Below are 22,364 nucleotides of genomic sequence, written 5' to 3'. Positions count from 1 at the left end.
AAGGAAGTCCATGGCAACGACGACAGCCGAACGGACTCACGCCGGTCCACCGGGAGGCCCGTCCGCGGGCTCGCCCACCTCGCACGGTCAGATGTCTCACCGCGAGATCATGGAGGCGCTCTCGGGTCTGCTGCTCGGCATGTTCGTGGCGATGATCTCCTCCACGATCGTCTCCAACGCTCTGCCCGAGATCATCGCCGACATCGGCGGCGGGCAGTCTGCCTACACCTGGGTGGTCACCGCCTCCCTGCTGACCATGACGGCCACCACCCCGCTGTGGGGCAAGATGGCCGACCTGTTCAGCAAGAAGCTGCTCATGCAGATCGCGCTGGTCCTCTTCGTGGCGGCCTCGGCCGTCGCCGGTCTCGCCCAGAATCCGGGGCAGCTCATCGCCGCCCGGGCGGTCCAGGGCATCGGCATGGGCGGTCTGACCGCCCTCGCTCAGGTCATCATGGCCGCGATGATCTCCCCGCGTGAGCGTGGCCGCTACTCGGGCTACCTCGGCGCCGTCTTCGCGGTCGCCACCGTCGGCGGTCCGCTGATCGGCGGGGTCATCACCGACGCCGACTCGCTCGGCTGGCGCTGGTGCTTCTACGTCGGCATCCCGTTCGCGGTCATCGCCTTCATCGTGCTGCAGAAGACCCTGCACCTGCCCGTCATCAAGCGCGACGGCGTCAAGGTCGACTGGGCCGGCGCGTTCTTCATGGCGGCCGGCGTCTGCCTACTGCTCGTCTGGGTCACCTTCGCCGGCGACAAGTACGACTGGACCTCCTGGGAGACCGCGGCCATGGTCGGCGGCTCCGTGCTGCTCCTGCTGATCTTCGTCCTCGTCGAGTCGAAGGCCGCCGAGCCGATCATCCCGCTGCGACTCTTCGCCAACCGGACGATCACGCTCTCCTCGCTCGCCTCGCTCTTCGTCGGTGTGGCGATGTTCGCCGGCACGATCTTCTTCAGCCAGTACTTCCAGCTGGCCCGCGGCGAGTCGCCGACGATGGCCGGCGTGATGACGATCCCGATGATCGCGGGGCTGTTCCTCTCCTCGACCATCTCGGGCCAGGTCATCACCCGGACCGGGAAGTGGAAGGCCTGGCTCGTCGTCGGCGCGATCCTCATCGTCGGTGGGCTGGGCCTGCTCGGCACGATCCGCTACGACACCGAGTACTGGCACGTCGCCGTCTTCATGGCGCTCCTCGGCCTCGGCGTAGGCATGACGATGCAGAACCTGGTCCTCTCCACGCAGAACCAGGTCGCGCCCGCCGACCTCGGCGCGGCCAGCTCCATGGTGACGTTCTTCCGCAGCCTCGGCGGCGCGATGGGCGTCTCCGCGCTCGGCGCGCTGATGGCCCACCGGGTCACCGACTACGTCCAGGACGGCCTCGCCGACCTCGGTCCTCGCTACGCCACGCTGGCCCAGGGCACCTCGGGCGAGATCCCGGACATCGACAAGATCCCCGAGCCGCTGCGGACCGTGCTGGAGAGTGCGTACGGCCACGGCATCGCCGACATCTTCCTGGTCGCCGCCGGGGCGGCCGTCGTTGCGCTGCTGTTCGTGGTGTTCATCAAGGAGGTCCCGCTGAAGACCAAGGGCGGGCTCGCCCAGGCTGCCGAAGAGGCGGCCGAGGTCGACCGGCCCGCAGCGGTCGCCGAGGCCGTCGCCGGGGTGCCCGAGCAGCACGCCGCCGCCCCTGCGCCGGTCGCCAACGGGATCGCGCTGCATGGCTTCGTCCGCGGCTCCGGGAGCATCCCGATCCCGCACGCAGCGGTCACCCTGATCTCGCTCTCCGGGCGCCAGCTCGGCCGCTCGGTCGCCCACGCCGACGGCTCCTACGCGGTGGACGCGCCGGGGCCGGGGACGTACGTCCTGATCGCCTCGGCCGACGGCTTCCAGCCGCAGGCCTCCACGGTGGTCGTGGGCGGTGAGCCGGTGGCGTACGACCTCCTGCTCAGCGGCACCACGGGCCTCAAGGGGATCGTGCGCGGCGGCGAGGACGGCGCGCCGGTCAAGGACGCGATGGTGATCGTGACCGACGTACGCGGCGACCTGCTCTCCACCGGCACGACCGTCGCGGACGGCACCTTCTTCATCGATGAGTTGGTCCCGGGACCGGCGACGGTCGCGGTCAACGCCGAGGGCTACCGCCCGCGCGCGGTGCCGATCGAGATCGGCGCCACCGGTGTGACCCGGATCGAGGTGGAGATGGTCACCGGCGCTCGCCTGACCGGTGTCGTCAAGGCGGCCTTCGGGCCCCTCGCCGACGCTCGGGTGACGCTGGTCGACGCGGCCGGCAACGTGGCCGGGACCGCGACGACGGGAGCAGACGGGGCGTACGCCTTCGCCGACCTCGACGGCGGCGAGTACACGGTCCTGGCGACCAGCTACCCGCCGGCGGCCAGCGCCGTGAGCCTCACCGGTCACGGCGTCGACGGCCACGAGATCGTCCTCTCCCACCCCGAGGACTGATCCGCGATGGCTCTGACCGCACAGATCCGCACCCGCGACGGCTGGGCCGTCGCGCACGCGGTCGTCACCCTCACCGACACGGCCGGCGGTCAGGTGCTGCGCGCCGAGGCCGACGAGGACGGTGTCGTCACCGACGACACCGTCCTCTCCCCCGGGCCGTACGTCGCGATCGTCACCGCGATCGGGTGGTCCCCCACCGCGGCGACCGCGATCGTCACGGCCTCGGGGAAGGCTGCGCTCGGCACCGTCACCCTGACCCGTCAGGGAGACACCTCGCTCCCGGCCCCTGGTCCGTGGACGATCGACCCCGCCCACTCCACCGTCGGCGCGGTCGCGCAGCACCTGGGCATCTCCAGCGTGCGCGGCCGGTTCACCGACTTCGCGGGGGTCGTCGAGATCGCGCCGGACCATCTGGAGAAGTCACGCGTCGAGGCAGTCATCCGTGCCGCCTCGATCGACACCGGCAACCGGATGCGCGACGACCATCTACGCAGCGGGGACTTCCTCGATGTCGAGGCGTTCCCCGAGATCGTCTACCGCTCCACCGGCCTCACCTCGGCCGGCTCGGACCGCTGGACCGTCCACGGCGAGCTCTCGATGCACGGCCAGACCCGCTCCGTAGACCTCGACGTCGCCTACCTCGGCACCGGCCCCGACGCCTGGGGCGGCACCCGAGCCGCCTTCCGCGCGACCGCCCAGCTGCGCCGCGAGGACTTCGCGATGAACTACAACCAAGCCGTCGCCGCCGGCATCGCCGCCATCGGTACGACCCTCAAGGTGGAGCTGGACATCCAGGCCGTCCAGGGCGACTCCCTGCCAACCTGAGCCGAGACGTCAGTTAGGTCGGCCGAGACGTCAGTTGCGTCGGCCGAGTTGGCAATGCGGTGCCATCTCGGCCGACGTACGTGACGCCTCGGCCGACGTACGTGACGCCTCGGCCGGCGGGGGTGACGGCTCGGCAGGTTGATCACTGACGGCCGACTGAGACTCTGCGAATATGAGTGCATGGAGCTGCGCCATCTTCGCTACTTCGTCGCGGTCGCCGAGGAGCGCCATTTCGGCCGCGCGGCCGAGCGGCTCCACATGGCGCAGCCGCCGCTGTCGCAGCAGATCCGCCAGCTCGAAGCCGAGCTGGGGCTGACCCTGCTCACCAGGACGACGCGACGGGTCGACCTGACCCCGGCCGGGGCTGCGTACCTGGAACGGGCGCGGGAGATCCTCGGCGCCGTGGACGCCGCCGCCCACGAGGCCGCGAGCATCGCCTCGGGGCGGCGCGGGCGTCTGCTGATCGGGTGCGTCGGGTCGGCGACGTACTCGCTGCTGCCGGCCCTGGCGCGCACCCTGCGCGCCGAGCTGCCCGAGGTCGAGTTCGGGTTCCGGGGCGAGATGCTCTCGCCGGACCAGGCCGGGGCGCTCATCGACGGCACCCTCGACCTCGGCCTGCTTCGTCCTCTGCCCACGGGCAACTCCGGGGGCCCCGGCCTCTCGATGACCCACCTGCGCCAGGAGAGCCTGCTGGTGGCGATGCCGAAAGACCACCGGTTCGCTGGCCGTCGCCGCGTACGCATCGCCGACCTCGACGGCGAAGGCCTCGTCATCCACGCCGGCAGCGGCCGCTCGGCGATGAACGCGATGATCCAGGAGCTCTTCGACGCCGCCGGGGTCCGCAGCCACATCGCCCACGAGGTCGCCGAGACCTCCACCCTGGTCACCTTCGTGGCCGCAGGTCTCGGCGTCGCCATCGTCCCCGAGCCCACGGCGGCCCTCGCCGTCCCGGGCGTCGTGTACGTCCCCCTCACCGGCACCCCCGGCGTCGAGCTCGTCGCCGCCACCCGCGCCGGCGACGAGAGCCCGCTGCTCGCCCGCGCGCTCGCCATCCTGGCCGGCCTCAGCAACAGCTAGCCGACTCGGCGCGGGCTCAGCGGCAGCGCAGGGTCTGCGAAGGCGTCACACCGTAGGTCTGCCGGTAGGCGGCGGCGAAGCGGCCGAGGTGCGTGAAGCCCCAGCGGTACGCGACCTCGGCGACCGTGTCGCCACGGCTGGCGAGGAGATCGGCGTGGACCCGTTCGAGGCGGATCTCCTGCAGCTTCTGGGTCGGGGTGCGGCCGAGGTAGCGCTGGAAGCCCTGCTGGAGTCGACGGATGCCGACGTCGGCCTCGCGGGCCAGATCGGAGACGGCCCACTCGCGCGCCGGGTCGGCCTCCATGGCCTCGACGACACGGGAGACGATCCGCGGCTGGACGGAGCCGACGGCCGGCTCCTCGGGGAAGCAGGCGGCGACGAAGGCCGCGGTCAGCGTCCCCGCCAACCGGCGACGCACCCGCTCGTCGCCCACCAGCGCCGGGTTGCGCATAGCCTCGGTGCCGAGCGAGCCGAGCAGGCCGATCCAGGCCCGGGCGCCATCGGCACGCAGGTCGAGCTGGGCGGGCAGCCGGTCGGTGTGCAGGCCGACCAGGGCCGCCACCTCCTCGACCAGGTAGTCACGGTCGACGCGCATCCCGACGATCGAGCAGTCGGCCGACCAGCGCGTCATCTTCGTCTGCCGGTCGGGAGGGCACACCGTCGCCTGGCCGTCGAGCGAGAGCACGTGGGCGCCGCCGACGTTGGCCTCGAGCACACCGCTGCGCGGGACGTTGACCGCCCAGGCACCTGGATGATCCGACTCCACCGACACCTCCGCGCCCCAGCCGATCCGGGTCAGCCGGACGGGGCCGAGGTCGACCGCACGAAGCTCCGCCGGCCGCGCTGGCCGGCCGCGCATGATCAGGGCATGCGGAAAGTACGCCCGGGCGACCTCGTCGGAGAAGCTCTCCATGTCGCCGGACGAGCCGGATGATGCGGTGAGTGTGCTGGTCACGCCCATCTGTCACCCCCTAGTGACGTCCTTCACATTAACAGCGCATCCACCCCTCGCCGAGAGCGTCCGGAAACCCGGTGCGCAATCCGGATAGCCCGTTCGCCCAGCGGATCGCCGCCCTCGTGATCCGGATCTAACGTCGCCTCCAACGTGACCGCCGCCACAGACCCGCGGCCCCGACGAAGGAGGAGCACCATGGACCCACGCACCTTGCGGTCGACCTTCGGCCGCTTCGCGACCGGCGTCACCGTGATCACCTGCCGCACCCCCGACGGCGCCCACCACGGCGCCACGGTCACGGCCTTCACCCCGATCTCGCTCGACCCGCCGCTGGTGCAGGTCGCCCTGACACGTACGTCCAAGGCGGCCGCCTATCTCGAGGGCGAGGCCTTCGCGGTCAACGTCCTGGCCGCCGACCAGAGCGATGTCGCCATGCACTTCGCCGGCCGCCCCTGCAGCGACCCTCTCCCCTGGCGCGAGGGCGCGACCGCGCCGCGGCTGGGCGGGACAGCCGCGACGCTGGTGTGCCGGCCGTGGCGCACCGACGACGGCGGGGACCACCTGCTGTTCCTCGGGGAGGTCGTCGAGGTGATCACCACCGACCGCAAGCCGCTGCTCTTCCACGACAGCGCCTTCCACCACATCGGCAACCCGTCCTCGGAGGTCGTCTGGCTCGGCTGCCAGGACGACCCGAACACCGGCTGGTTCGACGCGACCACGTCGTTCACCGCCATCGAAGTCCCCGCGATCCCGCGATCCACCCACTACTGATCCGACCGAGACCCGATCCAAGGAGAAAGACCATGACCGACACCCTCGCCCCGGAGACCCAGCCCGACGGGCCGCCGACCGTCAATCCGGCCGCCGGCTCGCCCGCGAACCAGCAGACCAACTTCGCCTCCCGCCCGATGACCGGCGATGAGTACATCGAGAGCCTGCGCGACGGCCGCGAGATCTACCTGCACGGCGAGCGAGTCGAGGACGTCACCACGCACCCGGCCTTCCGCAACCCGGTGCGGATGACCGCGCGCCTCTACGACGCGCTCCACACCGGCCCGCACGTCGACGAGCTCACCGTGCCGACCGACACCGGCAACGGCGGCATCACGATGCCGTTCTTCAAGACGCCGACGTCCTCGGCCGACCTACTCAAGGAGCGCGACGCGATCGCACGCTGGGCCCGGATGACGTACGGCTGGATGGGCCGCTCCCCCGACTACAAGGCCAGCTTCCTCGGCACCCTGCACGCCAACAAGGAGCTGTACGCCCCGTTCCAGGACAACGCCGAGCGCTGGTATCGCGAGTCCCAGGAGAAGGTCCTCTACTGGAACCACGCGATCATCAACCCGCCGGTCGACCGCCAGCTGCCGCCGGACGAGGTCGGCGACGTCTACATGAAGGTCGAGAAGGAGACCGACGCCGGCCTGATCGTCTCCGGCGCGAAGGTCGTGGCGACCGGTAGCGCGATCACCAACTACAACTTCATCGCCCACTACGGACTGCCGATCCGCAAGAAGCAGTTCGCGCTGATCTGCACGGTCCCGATGGACGCCCCCGGCATCAAGCTGATCTGCCGCTCCTCCTACACCGAGCAGGCGGCCCAGAACGGCGAGCCGTTCGACTACCCGCTGTCGAGCCGGATGGACGAGAACGACACCATCTTCATCTTCGACAAGGTGCTCGTGCCCTGGGAGAACGTCTTCATGTACGGCGACGTCGACCGGATCAACGCGTTCTTCCCGCAGTCGGGGTTCCTGCCGCGGTTCACCTTCCAGGGATGCACCCGCCTGGCCGTCAAGCTCGACTTCATCGCCGGCCTGCTGATGAAGGCGCTCGACGCCACCGGCTCCGGCGGCTTCCGCGGCGTACAGACCCGGGTGGGTGAGGTGATCGGCTGGCGCAACCTGTTCTGGTCGCTGACCGAGTCGATGGCCCGCGACCCCGAGCCGTGGGTCGGCGACGCGGTCATCCCGAAGCTGGAGTACGGCCTGACGTACCGGATGTTCATGATCCACGGCTATCCGCGGGTCAAGGAGATCATCGAGCAGGACGTCGCCTCCGGGCTGATCTACCTGCCCTCCGGCGCCGCCGACTTCAAGAGCCCCGAGGTGCGGCCGTACCTGGACAAGTACGTCCGCGGCTCCAACGGCATCACCGCCGTCGACCGGGTCAAGGTCATGAAGGCCCTGTGGGACTCGATCGGCTCCGAGTTCGGCGGCCGCCACGAGCTCTACGAGCGCAACTACTCCGGCAACCACGAGAACGTGAAGGCCGAGCTCCTCTTCGCCGCCCAGAACCGCGGCGGGGTGGACGCGATGAAGGGACTCGCCGACGAGTTCCTGGCCGAGTACGACCTCGACGGCTGGACCGTGCCCGACCTGTTCTGACCTGCTCCCCGCTGAGGGCGGCGCCTCGATCGGACGCCTTGATCAGGCGTTGCCCTCAGCGCAGCACGATCCAGAGGCCCACGGCGGCGGGCAGGATCCCGAGGATCAGCCAAGGCGTGAATGGGCTGCGCCGGTGGATGAGGAACCCGCCGGCCAGACCCAGCAGCCCGAAGGCCGCCGCGATGATGCACAGCCCGATCCGTGAGCTCTGGTAGACCGGGTCGATCGCCACGGCACCGATGACGAGCCCGACCGCGAGGTGGGCGACGGTGAACACGACGAGCACGGACGCGACCCACTGCTTCACGTGAGTGAGCGACTTGTCGTTGACCGGCCGGATCGGGTTGTCCGGGTCCATCAGGTGGCGTGGTCGTCGCGGTTGATCGTTCACGGTCTAATACTTACCAGGCGAACTGTTTGTGCACCAACTATTGGTACGCTAACTCACATGCCGACGAAGAAGGATCCGCTCTCGGAGATCGAAAACCCGCTGGCTCTCGATCAACAGGTCTGCTTCGGCCTGGCCGTCGCGGCCCGCAGCGTCATCGCCCTCTACCGACCGCTGCTCGAGCCGATGGGGCTGACCCACCCGCAGTACCTGGTCATGCTGGCCCTCTGGGAGGAGGAGCCTCTCCGGGTCTCCGAGCTGAGCCGCAAGGTCCAGCTCGATCCCGGCACCCTCTCCCCGCTGCTGAAACGTCTCGAGGCCCAGGACTACATCCGCCGCGAGCGCAACAAGCTCGACGAGCGCTCGCTCGCCGTCGTGCTGACCGAGCGCGGGCGCGCGCTCCGTGACGACGCCGAGAAGATCCCGCCCGCGATCGTCGAGCGTCTCGACATGAGCGTCGATGAGCTCATGGAGCTCCACCGCCGGCTGCTGGAGGTCATCGCCGCAGCGACCCAGTGAACCCAGGCGCAGGGTTCTAGGAGCCGGACGCCAGCGCGCCCGCAAGCGAGTCGAGGACACCGGGGACGATGGAGAAGTAGGCCCACCGGCCGCGCTGCTCGCGGGTGACGAGCCCGGCCTCGACCAGCAGCTTCATGTGGTGGGAGACCGTCGGCTGGGACAGCCCGACCGGCTCGGTGAGGTCGCAGACGCACGCCTCCTTGTCCTCGGCGGCCGCGATGATCGAGAGCAGCTTGACCCGGTTGGGGTCGCCGAGCGCCTTGAACATCCGCGCCAGCGCCTCGGCCTGGGCGTCGTCGAGGACGCCTGCGGTCACCGGCGAGCAGCACGCGACGGCGGCGGACGGAAGCACGGGAAGAACGGTCATGAGGACGAGTCTACCGAATGATATTGACGAACGTCGATACGTCGCCTAGGGTCGCCGTCATATCGACGTTCTTGAATCTGAGGAGCATCATGACCGACCTTCCCGTTGCCGTCATCGGCGCCGGCCCCCAGGGCCTCGCGGCCGCTGCCCATCTCCTCGAGCGCGGCCTGACCCCGCTCGTGCTCGAGCAAGGGAGCGAGCCTGCGGCAGCTGTCGCCGAGTGGGGCCACGTACGTCTCTTCTCGGCCTGGCCCGAGCTCGTCGACAAGGCCGCCGCCCGGCTCCTGGAGCCGACCGGCTGGACCGCGACCGAGAAGGGATACCCCACCGGTGCGCAGTGGCGCGAGCGTTACCTCGCTCCGCTGGCGGACGCCCTCGGCGACCATGTCCGCTACGGCGCCACGGTCACCGGCGTCTCCCGCAAGGGCCGTGACCGCCTGGTCGACGCCGACCGCGCCGAGCAGCCGTTCGTCCTGCACGTGACCGGTGCGGACGGCACCGAGGAGCGCATCGAGGCGCGAGCCGTGATCGACGCCTCCGGCACCTGGCGCCGGCCCAACCCAGCCGGCGCCGACGGGCTCCCGGCGCTCGGGGAGCGGGCGGCACACGCCGCGGGCGCGCTCGGCTACGCCGTCCCGGACCGCGCCCACCCCGAGGCGTACGCAGGCCGACACACGGTCGTCATCGGCGCCGGTGACTCCGCCTTCAACGCCGTCAACGAGCTCACCGCCATCGCCAAGGAGCAGCCGGGCACGAAGATCACCTGGGCGATCCGCCGCGCGGTCTCGACGAACACCTTCGGTGGCGGCGAGGCCGACGAGCTCCCGGAGCGGGGCGCCCTCGGCGTACGAGCCAGGAAGGCGGTCCAGGACGGCTCGGTCGAGCTGGTGACCGGGTTCCGCACGGAGCGGGTCGACGGCGCCACGGTCACGGCCGAGGACGGCCGCACGATCGAGGCCGACCAGATCGTCGTCCTCACCGGCTACCGTCCCGACCTGGGATTCCTGAGCGAGATGCGCCTCGACCTCGACCCGACGCTGGAGGCGCCGCGGAACATCGCGGTCCAGATCGACCCCAACCTGCACTCGTGCGGCTCAGTCAGCGCGACCGGAGCCAAGGACCTCGCCCAGCCCGAGCCCGACCTCTACCTCGTCGGGATGAAGTCCTACGGCCGCGCGCCGACCTTCCTGGCGATGACCGGCTACGAGCAGGTACGCAGCGTGGTGGCCGAGCTCGCCGGCGACCACGACGCAGCCGCCCGGGTGGAGCTCGAGCTCCCCGACACCGGGGTCTGTGGCGGCGCCGGCGTCTTCGACGACCCGGAGAGCGCCAACGGCGGCGGCTGCTGCGGGACCGCCGCGCCGAGCGAGGAGATCTTCACGATCAGCCGGACGCCGATCACTCTCTCGTGATCGAGCGCTGCGGGGTCACGCCGAGCTCGTCGAGCAGGGTGAGCACGCGCTGCTCGATCTCGTCGCGGATGCCGCGTACGTGCTCGATGCCGCCGCCCTTCGGGTCGGTGACCTTCCAGTCCTCGTAGCGCTTGCCGGGGTAGAACGGGCAGGCGTCGCCACAGCCCATGGTGATGACGGCGTCGGCGCTGCGGACGACCTCGTCTGTCCAGGGCTTCGGGAACTCCCCGGAGATGTCGATCCCGAGCTCGGCCATGACCTCGACGGCGACCGGGTTGATGGCCGCGGCCGGAGCCGAGCCCCCGGACCAGCCGATCGCCTGGTCGCCGGCGTAGTGGGCGAAGAAGCCGAGCGCCATCTGGGAGCGGCCGGCGTTCTCGACGCAGAGGAAGAGGACGCCCGGCTTGTTGTCGGTCGGTGATGCATCAGCGTTCATCGAGGCACTCCTGGGGGTGAGGGGGATGTGGGGGTCAGGAATCGAAACGGGTGGCGAGCGTCCTGATGCGGCGCTCGAGCTCGATGTACGCGGCGTCGAAGGCCTCGGGGCCCTTGTCCACCGGGTCGGGGATCGACCAGTGCAGCTCACCGCGGACCTTCGGGGTCTCGTGGGCGCGGTCGCACACGGTGACCACCAGATCGTCCGGGTCGAGCACGTCGTCGAGATGGCGGGGATCCACGACGGGGAGATCCAGGTGGTGGCGGGAGGCGACCTCGACCGCGCCTGGATTGATGTGCTCGGCGGGGTGGGTGCCGGCGGAGGCTGCCGGGATCGGGCTGACCTGGCGCCACAGCGCCGCGGCGAGATGGGATCGCGCCGAGTTGCCGGTGCACACGAACAGGACGCGCCTGGGCACCGCCACGGGGGACGCGGTGCCCAGGCTCTCGAGCGCATCCTGCTCGAGGTGCAGGTACGTACGCCTCCCGTCGCCCTCGGAATGATGACGGGACACGACACCTGCGCTCACCAACGTCTGCACGTGGTGAGCAAACAAGTTCGACGAGACATTGAGCATCCCGGCGAGCTCTGTGGGGGAGGCATCACTGATCTGGAGGCTGTCGACAATCCGGAGACGCACCGGATCACCGAGCGCTGCGTGCATCTTGGCCCGGCGTACCAGCTCCGGCTGTCTCTCAACCTCCATTGACTCAATGTTGACTGAGTAATCGTCGAACGTCAAGAATGCGGACGTGATCTCTTCCCTCCCGCGCCGACTGCTGGCCGAATTCCTGGGCACTGCCCTGCTCGTCGCCGTGGTCGTCGGGTCAGGAATCGCCGCCCAGCAGCTCTCCCCCGACGACGTCGGCCTGCAGCTTCTGGAGAACTCGATGGCGACCGTCTTCGGGCTCGCCGCGCTGATCCTGATGTTCGGCCCGGTCTCGGGGGCGCACTTCAACCCGGTGGTGTCACTGGCCGACTGGTTCCTCGGCCGCCGCGCCGGGAAGGGGCTCTCGCTCGCCGAGGTCGGCGCCTATGCGATCGCCCAGATCCTCGGGGCGGTCGGTGGTGCGTTGCTGGCCAACCTGATGTTCGACGTCGACCAGGCGATCTCGACCAAGGACCGCGCGACCAGTGGCCACTTCGTGGCCGAGATCGTCGCCACCGCCGGTCTGGTGGCCCTGATCTTCGCCCTCGTACGCAGCGACCGCGGCGCCCTCGCCGCGCCCGCGGTCGGCGGCTACATCGGCGCCGCCTACTGGTTCACCAGCTCCACCTCGTTCGCCAACCCGGCGGTCACCATCGGCCGGATCTTCTCCGACACCTTCGCCGGAATCGCGCCGGGCTCGGTGGCCCCGTTCATCCTCGCGCAACTCATCGGACTGGTCGTCGGCGTACTCCTGATCCTGGCTCTCTACCCTGGTGCCGGCGACAAGGCCGACGACGTCGTCGTCCCGCATCCCTGAGCTGCGACCTACCCTGCCCACCGGAACGGATACGCCATGGCGCTCGAGAAGGCACGCACGAACGACGTGATCCCGCTGCGGGAGGCGACCCGCGCGTGGTTCGCGATCTCCTTGCAGACCTTCGGCGGGCCCGCCGGCCAGATCGCGGTCATGCAGCACAAGCTGGTCGACGAGAAGCGCTGGATCGGGCAGCAGCGGTTCCTCCATGCGCTCAACTACTGCATGCTGCTGCCCGGCCCCGAGGCCCAGCAGCTGGCCATCTACGTCGGCTGGCTGCTCAACGGCACGCTCGGCGGGTTCATCGCCGGCGTCCTGTTCGTGCTGCCCGGCGTCGTCGCGCTCCTCGCCCTCTCGGCGCTGTACGTCGGCGCCGGCTCCACCGCGCTGGTGACCGGGCTCTTCGCCGGCCTCGCGCCCGCGGTGATCGCGATCGTGGTCCAGGCAGTGCAGCGCGTGGGCAAGCGAGCGCTGCACCATCCGATCCTGGTGGCGATGGCGGTCGCCTCGTTCGTCGCACTGACTGTCTTCAAGGTCCCGTTCCCGGTCGTGATCCTCGTCGCGGCTCTGCTCGGCTGGCTGGCCGGCACGCGGGTCCCCGCCTTCACCCGGAGCAAGGGTCACGGCGGCACGGACGACGGTCCTGAGCCGCTGATCAGCGATGACGCCCTGCACCACGACGCCCCCTCGAAGGCTCGCGGCCTGAAGGTCCTCGTCCTCGGCCTCGTGCTGTGGTTCGCCCCGGTGGCGGTGGCGGCGGTCCTGTTCAGTCGCGACAGCGTGTTCGTGGACCAGGGCCTGTTCTTCTCCGGCGCCGCCGTCGTCACCTTCGGAGGCGCGTACGCGGTCCTTGCCTACGTCGCCCATCAGGCTGTCTACGTCTTCGGCTGGTTGAAGGCCGGCGAGATGGTCCGCGGTCTCGCGCTCGCCGAGACCACCCCGGGACCGTTGATCATGGTCGTGCAGTTCGTCGCCTTCGTGGGCGCCTACCGCAACCCCGGCTCTCTCGACCCCTGGGTCGCCGCCGTCATCGCCTCGCTGCTGGTGACCTGGGTGACCTTCGTCCCCTGCTTCCTGTTCATCTTCCTGGGTGCCCCGTACGTCGAACGGCTTCGGAACAACCACCACCTCACCGCGGCGCTCACCGGGATCACCGCAGCAGTGGTCGGCGTGATCGCCAACCTCGCGCTCTTCTTCGCGCTGCACACGCTGTTCGACCGCTCCCGCACCCTGGCGTGGGGACCGGTCGACCTCGACCTGCCGGTCCTGTCCTCGTGGGATCCGGTCGCGTTCGCGATCACCGCGGTGGCGATCGCGCTCGTCTTCTGGCGTGGGTGGAGCACGATGCGCACCCTCGGCGTCTGCGCGCTGCTCGGACTCGGCTCGACCCTCATACCTCTCTGACCGCGGTGAGCAGGTGCGGCCAGGCCACGGAGGTCGGGTCACCCCAGGCGGCGTGGTCGGCGCCGTCGACCACCTCCAGACGTACGCCGGGGTGTGCCGCCGCGTAGCGCTCTGAGATCGCGAGCGGGATCACGGTGTCGGCGGCGCCGTGCAGGATCCGCACGGGGACCTGTGGGGCGAGGCCGAGCGGGTCGGCGGCGGCGTACGCCTCGGGCTTCTCGGGCGGGGTGCCACCGAGGAACTCCTCGACCGCGCCGTCGCCGAGACCGTCCTGGCTCATCGCGGCCAGCGCGGCGGCGGGAGCCAGGGCCACGACGCCGGTGACGGGGGTGCCTGCCCGGGCGGCCGCCCACAGGGCGAGCTGGCCGCCGGAGGAGTGTCCGACCAGGGTGATCCGGCGGGGTGCGTCGTTGTGGATGGTCCACTCCCGGCCGCTGAGCTGGATCGACTCGATCGCGGTCTCGATGTCCTCGAAGGCCTGCCGCCACTGGCCGGGTCCGTGCCGGTACTCCACCGTCGCGGTCAGATGGCCCGCCTCGGCCAGCGCCCGGCCGGCGGACCAGGTGCGCATCCGGTCGGAGTCGCGCCACATCCCGCCGTGGAGCAGCAGGACCAGCGAGTCGGTCGCCTCCGCCGGCTCGAAGACGTCGGCGACCTGGCGGGCGGTGGCGCCGTAGCGCATCGTCGCGTCGGGATAGGTGGTGTCGGTGGTGATCATGACTTCTCCCTGCTGTTGTTTCGGCTGTCGCGGTCGAGCAGCAAGCTCACCGCGGCACCGACCACCAGCCCCCAGAAGGCGGAGCCGATGTTGAAGACGGTGATGTCGGCGACGGTCACCAGGAAGGTGACCAGCGCGCCGGTGACGTAGGGCCCGCTGAAGGCGGTCTGGAAGGCGCCCTGGAGCGGCTTGAGCATGGCCAGGCCGCCGAGCACGGCGACGTACGCCTCGGGCATGGTGGTGATGACCCGCACCATGCCGGGGGCGAGCAGGCCGAACCCGATCGCGAGTACGCCGCACCAGATCGCCGCGGCATAGTGCCGTCGTCGCTCGCCCGAGGCGGTGACCAGCGCGTTGGTCGGCCCGGCCAGGCAGGTGGAAACGCCGCCGAACGGGGCCGCGACCAGCGAGGTCACCCCGCACCAGCCGGTCACGTGGTTCATCCGCGGGTCGTGGCCGGCGGCCCGCAGGACCGCCATGCCCTGGCCGTTCTGGACGACCAGGACGGTGATCAGCAGGGGGATGGTGAGCTCGCTGAAGGCGGACCCGGTGAAGACCGGCGTGGTCCAGACGGGCTCGATCACCCAGCGGCCGGAGACCTCGACGGCGGGTCGGTCGGCGAGGCTCACCGCGACCGCTCCGACGGCGAGCGCGACCAGCACCGCCGGGAGCCAGCGTGCCAACCGTGGGACCGCGCTGACGGCGAGGAAGGCGACCACCATCGGCCCGGCGACCGCCAGGTCGCGGTCGACGGCGAGGACCAGGTCGGTGCCGAAGCGGAGGAAGACACCGGCCACCATCGCCATCACGATCGGCATCGGCAGCAGGTGCATGACCCGGTCGACCTGCCGGGTCAGGGCCAGCGCGACCAGGAGCAACGCGGCCATGATGAAGCCGCCGACCGTCTCCGGCCAGGTGGTGCCGGCGGCCATCGCCTGGCCGACGACCACGGTGCCGGGGATCGTCCAGAAGTAGACCAGCGGCTGCCGGCTCCAGCGCGAGGCGATGATCGTCAGCACCCCGTTGAGGCAGAAGACCGCGCTCACCCAGGAGGCGACGACACCGGCGGAGAGCCCTGCCCCTTGGCCGACGGCGAGAATCACGGCGACCGGTCCGGTGCAGGAGAAGAGGAAGCCGATGAAGCCGTTGACCAGCTCGTGACCGCCCAGGTCGCGCCGCAGGCCGGGTCGGGCTTCTCGGACGTCGAGGTCGGTGCTCATGGCTCCTCCGTCGGCTCGGCCGCCATCGCGGCGAGCTCGGTCCGGCTGCGTACGCCGAGCTTCGCGTAGATGCGGGTCAGGTGGTACTGCACGGTCTTGGGCGAGACGAAGAGCTGTGCGGCCACCTCGCGGTTGGAGAGCCCCGAGGCGACCATCTCGGCGACGGTCTCCTCCTGCGGGGTCAGGTCCACCGGGCCGCGCTGGCCGCGAGGCGCCCGCACTCCCCCGGCGCGCAGCTCGCGCTGGGCGGCGTCGACGTAGGTCAGCGCCCCGAGCCCGTCCCACAGGTCGCGCGCGGAGGAGAGCAGCGCCTCGGCGTCACGACGACGGCCGGCCCGGCGCAGCGCCTGCCCGTAGGCGAAGGTGATCCGGGCGCGCTCGTAGCGCAGCGGCATCCCGTCGAGCAGGCCGAGCGCGCGGTCGAACGTGTCCCGGACCCCGGCGAGGTCGCCACGGGCGCCGTGCCAGCGGCCACGGGCGGTGGCCAGCCTGGCCTGGGCGGAGCGGTGCTGCTCCTCGCGGGCGCGGGTCTCGTGCGGGCGGAGGAAGTCGTCGGCCTCCTCCAGCCTGCCCTCCGCGATCAGCGCGGCGGCGTACGTCTCGGCCCAGGGCCAGATGGCCGGCTCGGTCAGCGCACTGCCGGCCGGGGCCTGGGTGAGCGGCTCGAGGATGCGGAGAACGGCACGGAAGTCGCTGCGGGCCTCGGCGATGTGGGCGCGAGCGAGCAGCGCGGGGACGCGCATGATCTCGTAGCCCTGCGCCCCGATCTCGGCGGCGCGGGCGGTGCGGGCCGCCTCCTCCCAGCTTCCGCGCAGCAGGTGGGTCTCGGTGGCCGTCCACTCCAGCAACGGGGTGACCAGGGCGATGCCCGACTCGGCGGCCAGAGCCCGCCCGGCCGCCACCGTCTGCAGGGCCGCGTCGCCCTCACCGGTCAGGAACTGCACCCGCGCCAGCCAGGCCAGGGCCCACATCGAGATCCGGGTCGAGCCACCGAGGACCCGCGGGTCGGTGACGCCCTCCAGGCGGCTGCGGGCCTCGTCAGGCTCGTCGGAGAGCACGTCGAGCCAGCCGCGGCCCATCGTGACCCGCTGGGTCTGGGCGCTGTGCCCGACGCGGCGGGCGGCCAGGGCGTACGCCTCGTGGGCCTCCTCGAACCGGCCGGCCATCGCCAGCCCGAGCCCGCGGATCGCCGCCGCCTCGACGCCCGCCGCCGAGTCCCGGCCGGCCAGCGAGATCGCCCGGTCGGCCCAGGTGACCAGCTCGTCGCCCCGGCACAGCGCCAGAGAGTGCAGCACGTGCCGGGTGGCGATCAGCGCGGCGGTCTCCGGCTCGCGGTCGGCGTTGACGATGTCCCAGGCCCGCTTGAGGCGCACCTCGGCCTCCGTCGCGCGGCCGCGCAGGATCGCCAGATAGGCGAGCACCGCGTCGCGCAGCGGCGTCTCGCGCAGGCTCTCGACGATGGGGACCAGCGCCGCGGCGCCCATGCCGTCGCCGGCCGCGACGAGGGCGTCGACGGAGCGGATCAGGCGGTCGTCGCGCCGCACGGGGTCCTCGGTGAGCCGGCTGGAGTCGCGGTAGAGGGCCGCGGCCTCCGCCCAGGCGCCCTCGTCGCCGCGGCGTTGGGCCAGCCGGGCGACCTCGTCGGCGAGCTCGGCGTCGGGCAGCGGGGTCGCGGCGACGAGGTGGCGCGCCCGGTGGACCTCGTCGTCGACGATCGCGGCGGCGCGCTGGTGCGCGTCGGCGGACCGGCGAGCGCCCATCGTCGCCAGCACGGCGACACCGACCAGCGGCGTACGCCATCGGGGGCGGTGGTCGCGGGTCCTCTCGACGAGCCCGGCCGAGGCCAGGGCGTCGACCGCGGAGAGCGGGTCCTCGAGGCCGGCAAGGGCCGCGGCCTGACCCAGCGACGCGTCCTCTCCCAGGATCGCGAAGGCCTCTGCGAGCGCGCGTCCGGCGGCACCACATCCGGCGAGGGCGAGTTGGACCTCGTCGCGTACGTGGACCGGGGCCGGCAGCTGGGTGTCGGGCCGTGCCCAACGGGCCGGCGGCAGCTCGTCGAGCAGCGCGACCGCGTCGCGCGGGCTGCCCGCCGTGTGGCGGGTGAGGACCTCGGCCATCGACGGGTGCAGGACCCGCCCGCGCAGCGAGGCGAGCTCGGCGACCGCGGCCGCGTCCAGCCCTTCGATGCGTACGGTCTCGGTGGCGATCTCGCCGAGGAACGCGGTGCTGCGGGTGGCCGCCAGCACCACCAGCACCGGTGCCTCGCGGTGGCGGCGCAGCGCGGAGGCGATCGCCTGCAGCGAGAGCGTGTCGGCGAGGTCGGCGTCGTCGACCAGGACCAGGCCGGGCTCGTCGGCACACCCAGCCAGGGCCCGCACGACCAGGGCATCGGCCGCGGCGACCGGGTCGGCCGGCGGGTTCTCGCCGAGCAGCTGGCGGAGCACCGCGCCGGGCGAGTCCTGCTCCCATGCGCCGGCGCGGGCCCTCAGCGCCGGCGTCGCGACCCGGTCCGCCAGGCCGCGCAGCAGCGCGGTCTTCCCCAGCCCCGGGTCTCCGAGGAGCAGGACGGCGGCGGAGCCGGAGGTGCGGGTGGCTGCCAGCCGCGAGGTGAGCTCGACGAGCTCCTCCTCGCGACCGACACACCCAGCTCGTTCTATGAGCACGGTCACACCCTAGGCCCCTCTCATGCTGGTACGCCGTCGTCGAGCGTGACGCTCACGACGGTCTCTTCCGGGGACCGGGGCACGGCGGAGGCGACCACGGCACCGAGCACCGCGACTCCCGCGAAGATCTGGAAGGCGGTGGTGCCGCCCACCCCGGCGGCGACGAGTGCCCCGCCGATGATCGGTCCGACGATGCCGCCCAGCCGGCCGAACCCGGCACACCACGCGACGCCCGCGCCGCGGGCCCGGGTCGGGTAGTAGTTGGCGACGAGCCCGTAGATGAGCACCTGCGTACCGATCGTGCCGACGCCGGCGATCGCGACGGCCGGGAACAGGATGGCGAGCGGCAGCCCGAGGGGCAGCAGCAACAGCATCAGGCCGGCGAGCACGAAGGTCGTCGAGACCACCTTCTTGGCACCGGTGCGGTCGGCGACATAGGAGGCGAGAAGACCGCCGATGATGGCGCCACCGTTGAGCACGAGCAGGAAGGTGAGGGCGTACGCCTTGCCGTAGCCGTTGTCCTCCATGATCTTCGGCAGCCAGGTGTTCAGGCCGTAGGTCAGCAGCAGACCGGAGAAGCTCATCAGCCCGAGCACCATGGTCGGGAACGCGAGCGGGCGGCGGGCCAGGGCGCTGAAGCCGACCGCCTCCTGGGCGGTGCTGGTCGACGCGACCCGGCCGCGGGAGTCGAGCCACAGCTGCGACTCGGGCAGCTTGGCGATGGCGAAGGGCAGCAGGAGCACCAGCGGGGCGGCGCCGATCGCCATCAGGATCCGCCAGTTGGAGCCGCTCGGGTCGATGATGAGCGCCATCACGGAGGCGGCCACGCCACCCGCGGGGATGCCGCTGTAGACGATCGCGTTGAGCCGGTTCTTCCGCTCCGGCGGCGCGAACTCGGCGACCAGGGCGCCGACGGTAGCCAGGATCGCGCCCAGCCCGATGCCGGTGAGGAAGCGGAGCATGCCGAAGACGGCGATCGACTGGGCGAACGCGGTCACGGCCATCCCGAGCGAGAACCAGGTGATGCTGGCGAGCACGACCTTCCGGCGGCCGATCCGGTCGCTGACCGCTCCGGCGCTCAGCGCGCCGACGAGGACCCCGACCAGCGCATAGCTGCCCAGCGTGCCCGCCTGGCCCGCGGAGAGCTGCCCGATCTGGGAAGGATCGGCCATGAGGGTCGGCAGCACCGTGCCGTAGACCACGAGGTCGTAGCCGTCGAACATCAGGGCCAGCGCGGAGAGCGCGACGACCCAGGCGAGCTGGCGCCCGGTCTTGGCCCGAGTGATTTCATCGGTGTTTTCGGACATGGGTGTCTCCATGGGTCACGCGAGCGCGCTCGCGAAGGGAGGGACGGCCCCGAGAGAGGACCTGGTGGCTCAGCCGAGGTCACCGCCGGCGACGGGAAGAACCGTGCCGGTGATGTAGGAGGCTTCCTCGGAGGCGAGGAAGCAGATCGCGGCGGCCTGCTCGTCGAGCGTGCCGTAGCGGTGCATCAGTGAGGTCTCGAGGGTCTGGTCGATGTGGGCCTGGAACCAGGCCTTCTCGGTGTCGGTACGCGGCTGTGGTGTGCCCCGGGAGATCCGGCGTGGCGGAGCCTCCGTACCTCCCGGGGCCGTCGCGGTGACCCGGATACCCGAGCCGGCGTACTCCAGCGCGAGCGAGGCGGTGATCGCGTTGATCCCGCCCTTCGCCGCGGAGTACGGGATCCGGTGGATGCCGCGGGTCGCAGCCGAGGAGACGTTGACGATGACGCCGTGGCCGCGCTTGACCATGCCCGGCAGGGCGGCCCGGCAGGCGTACAACGTGGTCATCAGCGACCGGGTGATCTCGGCGTCGATCTGCGCAGGCGTGAACTCGGTGAACGGCTTGAAGTTGATCGCGCCGCCGACGTTGTTGATCAGCACGTCGATCCGGCCGTACGTCTCCACAGCCTGCTCCACCAGCGCGGCAGCGCCCTCGTAGTGCTCGAGGTCGCACTCGACCGCGCTGGCCCGGGTGCCCTGGCCGGAGAGCTCGCCGGCGACCTCGCTCACCAGCGGCGAGCGGTCCGCGAGCACGACGGTGCCGCCCTCGGCTCCGACCCGGCGGGCCACCTGGGCGCCGATGCCCTGGGCCGCCCCGGTGACCACCACGACCTGGCCGGCGAACCGGCCCGGCGTGAAGAACAGCGGCCTGGTCGCGGCGGCCGACTCGGCCATCGCGCGCCGCATCGTCTCCTGGGACCGCTCGCTGTGGGCCTTGATCAGCTCGCGGGCTGCCGCCCGGTCGCCACGCTCGAAGGCCTCGACGATGTCGAGGTGATCCTGGGTGCACCGCGGGTGGCACCAGGTGGCGTTGCGCAGCACGTCCTCCATCCGGCCCTTCACCCCGAGCGCCTGGTAGGCGGCGAGCAGGTGGCTGTTGCCGGTGAGGGTGAACAGGTAGTCGTGGAACGCCGCGTTCGACTCGGTGTAGCCGTGGGCGTCGAGGAACCGGTCGCCCTCGACGTACGGGAGGGTCGACTCGGCGAGCAGCCGGTAGCCGGCCAGCTGCTGGGAGTCGAGCCGTCCGATGGTCAGATCGAGCGCCCCCACCTCCAGCGCCGCCCGGGCCTCGAAGATCGCATCCGAGGCCGAGATGTCCGGATGCTCCTCACCGATCGTGTAGCCGTCCGCCGTCGTCGAGGCGTCTCCCCCGTCGGCCGAGGCGTCAGTCGCGTCGGCCGAGCGGTCATCTCCGGCCGGGAACACCTCCTGGCCACCGATTCGCCGGGCGCCGTCGGTCACAGTCAGGGCGTCGTCCTCGAGCACGACACCGCCGACTCCGTCGAGTGCGGGCGGCGCGACCAGCTGACCAGCGATCCGGCGTACGACATCGCCGTCGTCGCGAGCCACGGCAGCCGATCCGCTGGGTTCGAGGTCGAGCGCCGGAAGCACCTGCTGCCCAGCGATGGCCCGCGCCTCCGGATGGGTCTCCAGCTCGACGGGCACGGGTGACGCCTCGGCCGACGCGGGCGACGTCTCGGCCGCCGCGTCTGACGCCTCGGCAGTGGCGGGGACGGCGAGGGCGAACTTCTCGTAGTAGAAGCCGGTGGGCTGGATGCCGGCATCGGCGACATGCGTACGCACCGCCTCGACCATCGGGGGCGGGCCGCACAGGTAGATCGCGACGTCGCCGTCGTGCAGGTCCTCGTCGCCGATCAGGCTCATCACGTAGCCCTTGTTGGCGGCGGTCGAGGCAGGGTCGGAGACGCAGTGGTCCCAGCTGAACCCGGGCAGCCGCGAGACCAGCTCACCGACCTCGTCGAGCTTGACCAGATCGTCGTCGGTGCTGACGCCGTAGACCAGGCGGCCGCCGCGGTCGCAGCCGTCGACCTCGAGCTGGCGCAGCATCGAGAGCACGGGCGCGAGCCCGGTGCCACCGGCCAGCATCAGCAGCGGCCGGCGCGCCTCGCGCAGGAAGAAGGAGCCGTTCGGGCCGGTGAAGGTGACCTCGTCACCGACGGCGGCGCGCTCGGTCAGCCAGGTCGACATCGCGCCGCCCGGGGTGAGCTTGACCAGGAAGACGAGCCGCTCCTCGTGCGGGGCGTTCGCGAAGGAGTACGACCGGGTCACCTCGGTGCCCGGCACGGCGATGTTGACGTACTGACCGGGCAGGAAGGCGAGCTCGCCGCGGTTGGGGATGTCGATGGAGAGCTCGACCGTGGTCGGGCTCAGTCGGTCCAGGCCGACGACGGTGCCGGTGTAGCTCGCGGCGCCGGTCTTGGCGACCTCGGAGGTGGTGGCGATCTGCAGCGCGAGGTCCGAGCGCGGCTTCATCGAGCACGGCAGGGCGTACCCCTCGGCGGCCTCCGCCTCGGAGAGCGCGTCCTCGATGTAGGTGCCGCCGTCGTACTCCCCCGACTCGCACAGCGCCTTGCACGTCCCGCAGGCGCCGTCGCGGCAGTCCAGCGGGATGTTGATCCGCTGCCGGTAGGACGCGTCGGCGACGGTCTGGTCCTCACGCACGGTGATGAACCGGGTCACCCCGTCCTCGAAGGACAACGCGACCTGGTGGGTCGCGATCTCGGTCTCGATTGCAGTCATCGCAG

Annotated in this window: 19 protein-coding genes; 9 read left to right on the top strand and 10 right to left on the bottom strand. The window is 71.3% G+C overall.

Annotated elements, in window-relative coordinates; genetic code table 11:
- Positions 1–10: 10 nt before the first annotated feature.
- From ABTW65_RS08415 to ABTW65_RS08405, 3 genes are all read left to right on the top strand, one after another.
- On the top strand, positions 11–2,461 hold the full coding sequence (locus ABTW65_RS08415; protein ID WP_350659574.1) for an MFS transporter: 2,451 nt from the start codon (positions 11–13) through the stop codon (positions 2,459–2,461).
- A gap of 6 nt (positions 2,462–2,467) precedes the next feature.
- Positions 2,468–3,286 carry a YceI family protein gene (locus ABTW65_RS08410; protein WP_350659572.1) on the top strand — a complete coding sequence of 273 codons (819 nt, stop codon included), beginning with the start codon at positions 2,468–2,470 and terminating at the stop codon, positions 3,284–3,286.
- Positions 3,287–3,466: 180 nt separating this feature from the next.
- On the top strand, positions 3,467–4,363 hold the full coding sequence (locus ABTW65_RS08405; RefSeq protein ID WP_350659570.1) for a LysR family transcriptional regulator: 897 nt from the start codon (positions 3,467–3,469) through the stop codon (positions 4,361–4,363).
- A 16-nt stretch (positions 4,364–4,379) separates the two neighbouring features.
- Here the strand turns inward: ABTW65_RS08405 and ABTW65_RS08400 are convergent, their stop codons facing one another.
- Positions 4,380–5,324 (bottom strand): AraC family transcriptional regulator, encoded by a 945-nt coding sequence (locus ABTW65_RS08400; protein ID WP_350659569.1) that lies wholly within the window; start codon positions 5,322–5,324, stop codon positions 4,380–4,382.
- Positions 5,325–5,513: 189 nt separating this feature from the next.
- Between ABTW65_RS08400 and ABTW65_RS08395 the strand changes: the two genes are divergently transcribed.
- Complete coding sequence (locus ABTW65_RS08395) at positions 5,514–6,089, top strand: flavin reductase family protein (protein WP_350659567.1); 576 nt, start codon at positions 5,514–5,516, stop codon at positions 6,087–6,089.
- Positions 6,090–6,121: 32 nt separating this feature from the next.
- On the top strand, positions 6,122–7,705 hold the full coding sequence (locus ABTW65_RS08390; protein WP_350659565.1) for a 4-hydroxyphenylacetate 3-hydroxylase family protein: 1,584 nt from the start codon (positions 6,122–6,124) through the stop codon (positions 7,703–7,705).
- Positions 7,706–7,760: 55 nt separating this feature from the next.
- Here the strand turns inward: ABTW65_RS08390 and ABTW65_RS08385 are convergent, their stop codons facing one another.
- Entirely contained in the window at positions 7,761–8,096 is a 336-nt protein-coding gene (locus ABTW65_RS08385; protein WP_350659562.1) for a hypothetical protein, read from the bottom strand.
- 57 nt (positions 8,097–8,153) lie between these two features.
- Here ABTW65_RS08385 and ABTW65_RS08380 point away from each other — a divergent pair, with 57 nt between their 5' ends.
- On the top strand, positions 8,154–8,612 hold the full coding sequence (locus ABTW65_RS08380; RefSeq protein WP_350659560.1) for a MarR family winged helix-turn-helix transcriptional regulator: 459 nt from the start codon (positions 8,154–8,156) through the stop codon (positions 8,610–8,612).
- Positions 8,613–8,628: 16 nt separating this feature from the next.
- Here ABTW65_RS08380 and ABTW65_RS08375 read toward each other — a convergent pair whose 3' ends face one another.
- Positions 8,629–8,979 (bottom strand): ArsR/SmtB family transcription factor, encoded by a 351-nt coding sequence (locus ABTW65_RS08375; protein ID WP_350659559.1) that lies wholly within the window; start codon positions 8,977–8,979, stop codon positions 8,629–8,631.
- 89 nt (positions 8,980–9,068) lie between these two features.
- Between ABTW65_RS08375 and ABTW65_RS08370 the strand changes: the two genes are divergently transcribed.
- The gene (locus ABTW65_RS08370; protein WP_350659557.1) at positions 9,069–10,391 is read left to right on the top strand and encodes an NAD(P)-binding domain-containing protein; all 1,323 of its coding nucleotides are present in this window, start codon (positions 9,069–9,071) and stop codon (positions 10,389–10,391) included.
- Here ABTW65_RS08370 and ABTW65_RS08365 read toward each other — a convergent pair.
- Entirely contained in the window at positions 10,378–10,827 is a 450-nt protein-coding gene (locus ABTW65_RS08365; protein WP_350659555.1) for an arsenate reductase ArsC, read from the bottom strand. The two genes, ABTW65_RS08370 and ABTW65_RS08365, sit on opposite strands and share 14 nt — an antisense overlap.
- Positions 10,828–10,861: 34 nt before the next feature.
- On the bottom strand, positions 10,862–11,533 hold the full coding sequence (locus ABTW65_RS08360; RefSeq protein WP_350659552.1) for an arsenate reductase/protein-tyrosine-phosphatase family protein: 672 nt from the start codon (positions 11,531–11,533) through the stop codon (positions 10,862–10,864).
- A 46-nt stretch (positions 11,534–11,579) separates the two neighbouring features.
- Here ABTW65_RS08360 and ABTW65_RS08355 point away from each other — a divergent pair, with 46 nt between their 5' ends.
- Both ABTW65_RS08355 and chrA read left to right on the top strand, forming a co-directional pair.
- Positions 11,580–12,293 carry an MIP/aquaporin family protein gene (locus ABTW65_RS08355; RefSeq protein ID WP_350659551.1) on the top strand — a complete coding sequence of 238 codons (714 nt, stop codon included), beginning with the start codon at positions 11,580–11,582 and terminating at the stop codon, positions 12,291–12,293.
- Between the two features lie 36 nt (positions 12,294–12,329).
- The gene (gene chrA, locus ABTW65_RS08350; protein ID WP_350659549.1) at positions 12,330–13,694 is read left to right on the top strand and encodes a chromate efflux transporter; all 1,365 of its coding nucleotides are present in this window, start codon (positions 12,330–12,332) and stop codon (positions 13,692–13,694) included.
- On the opposite strand, the gene ABTW65_RS08345 is transcribed toward chrA, so the two are convergent.
- The 5 genes from ABTW65_RS08345 to benC form a co-directional block, all read right to left on the bottom strand.
- On the bottom strand, positions 13,681–14,412 hold the full coding sequence (locus ABTW65_RS08345) for an alpha/beta hydrolase family protein (RefSeq protein ID WP_350659547.1): 732 nt from the start codon (positions 14,410–14,412) through the stop codon (positions 13,681–13,683). The genes chrA and ABTW65_RS08345 overlap by 14 nt on opposite strands.
- Complete coding sequence (locus tag ABTW65_RS08340) at positions 14,409–15,632, bottom strand: benzoate/H(+) symporter BenE family transporter (protein ID WP_350659545.1); 1,224 nt, start codon at positions 15,630–15,632, stop codon at positions 14,409–14,411. The genes ABTW65_RS08345 and ABTW65_RS08340 overlap by 4 nt, the downstream gene beginning before the upstream one ends.
- Positions 15,629–18,295, bottom strand: a complete 2,667-nt coding sequence (locus ABTW65_RS08335; RefSeq protein WP_350659543.1) for a helix-turn-helix transcriptional regulator — start codon at positions 18,293–18,295, stop codon at positions 15,629–15,631. The genes ABTW65_RS08340 and ABTW65_RS08335 overlap by 4 nt, the downstream gene beginning before the upstream one ends.
- A 20-nt stretch (positions 18,296–18,315) precedes the next feature.
- Positions 18,316–19,602, bottom strand: a complete 1,287-nt coding sequence (locus ABTW65_RS08330; protein WP_350659541.1) for an MFS transporter — start codon at positions 19,600–19,602, stop codon at positions 18,316–18,318.
- 69 nt (positions 19,603–19,671) lie between these two features.
- On the bottom strand, positions 19,672–22,359 hold the full coding sequence (gene benC, locus ABTW65_RS08325; RefSeq protein ID WP_350659539.1) for a benzoate 1,2-dioxygenase electron transfer component BenC: 2,688 nt from the start codon (positions 22,357–22,359) through the stop codon (positions 19,672–19,674).
- Between the last annotated feature and the right edge of the window lie 5 nt (positions 22,360–22,364).

This window comes from Nocardioides sp. NPDC127503 (genome assembly GCF_040302165.1).
In the GTDB taxonomy this organism is placed as follows: Bacteria; Actinomycetota; Actinomycetes; order Propionibacteriales; family Nocardioidaceae; genus Nocardioides.
Note: the sequence above shows the minus strand (reverse complement) of the source record. Positions and strands in the feature narration are given on the sequence as shown.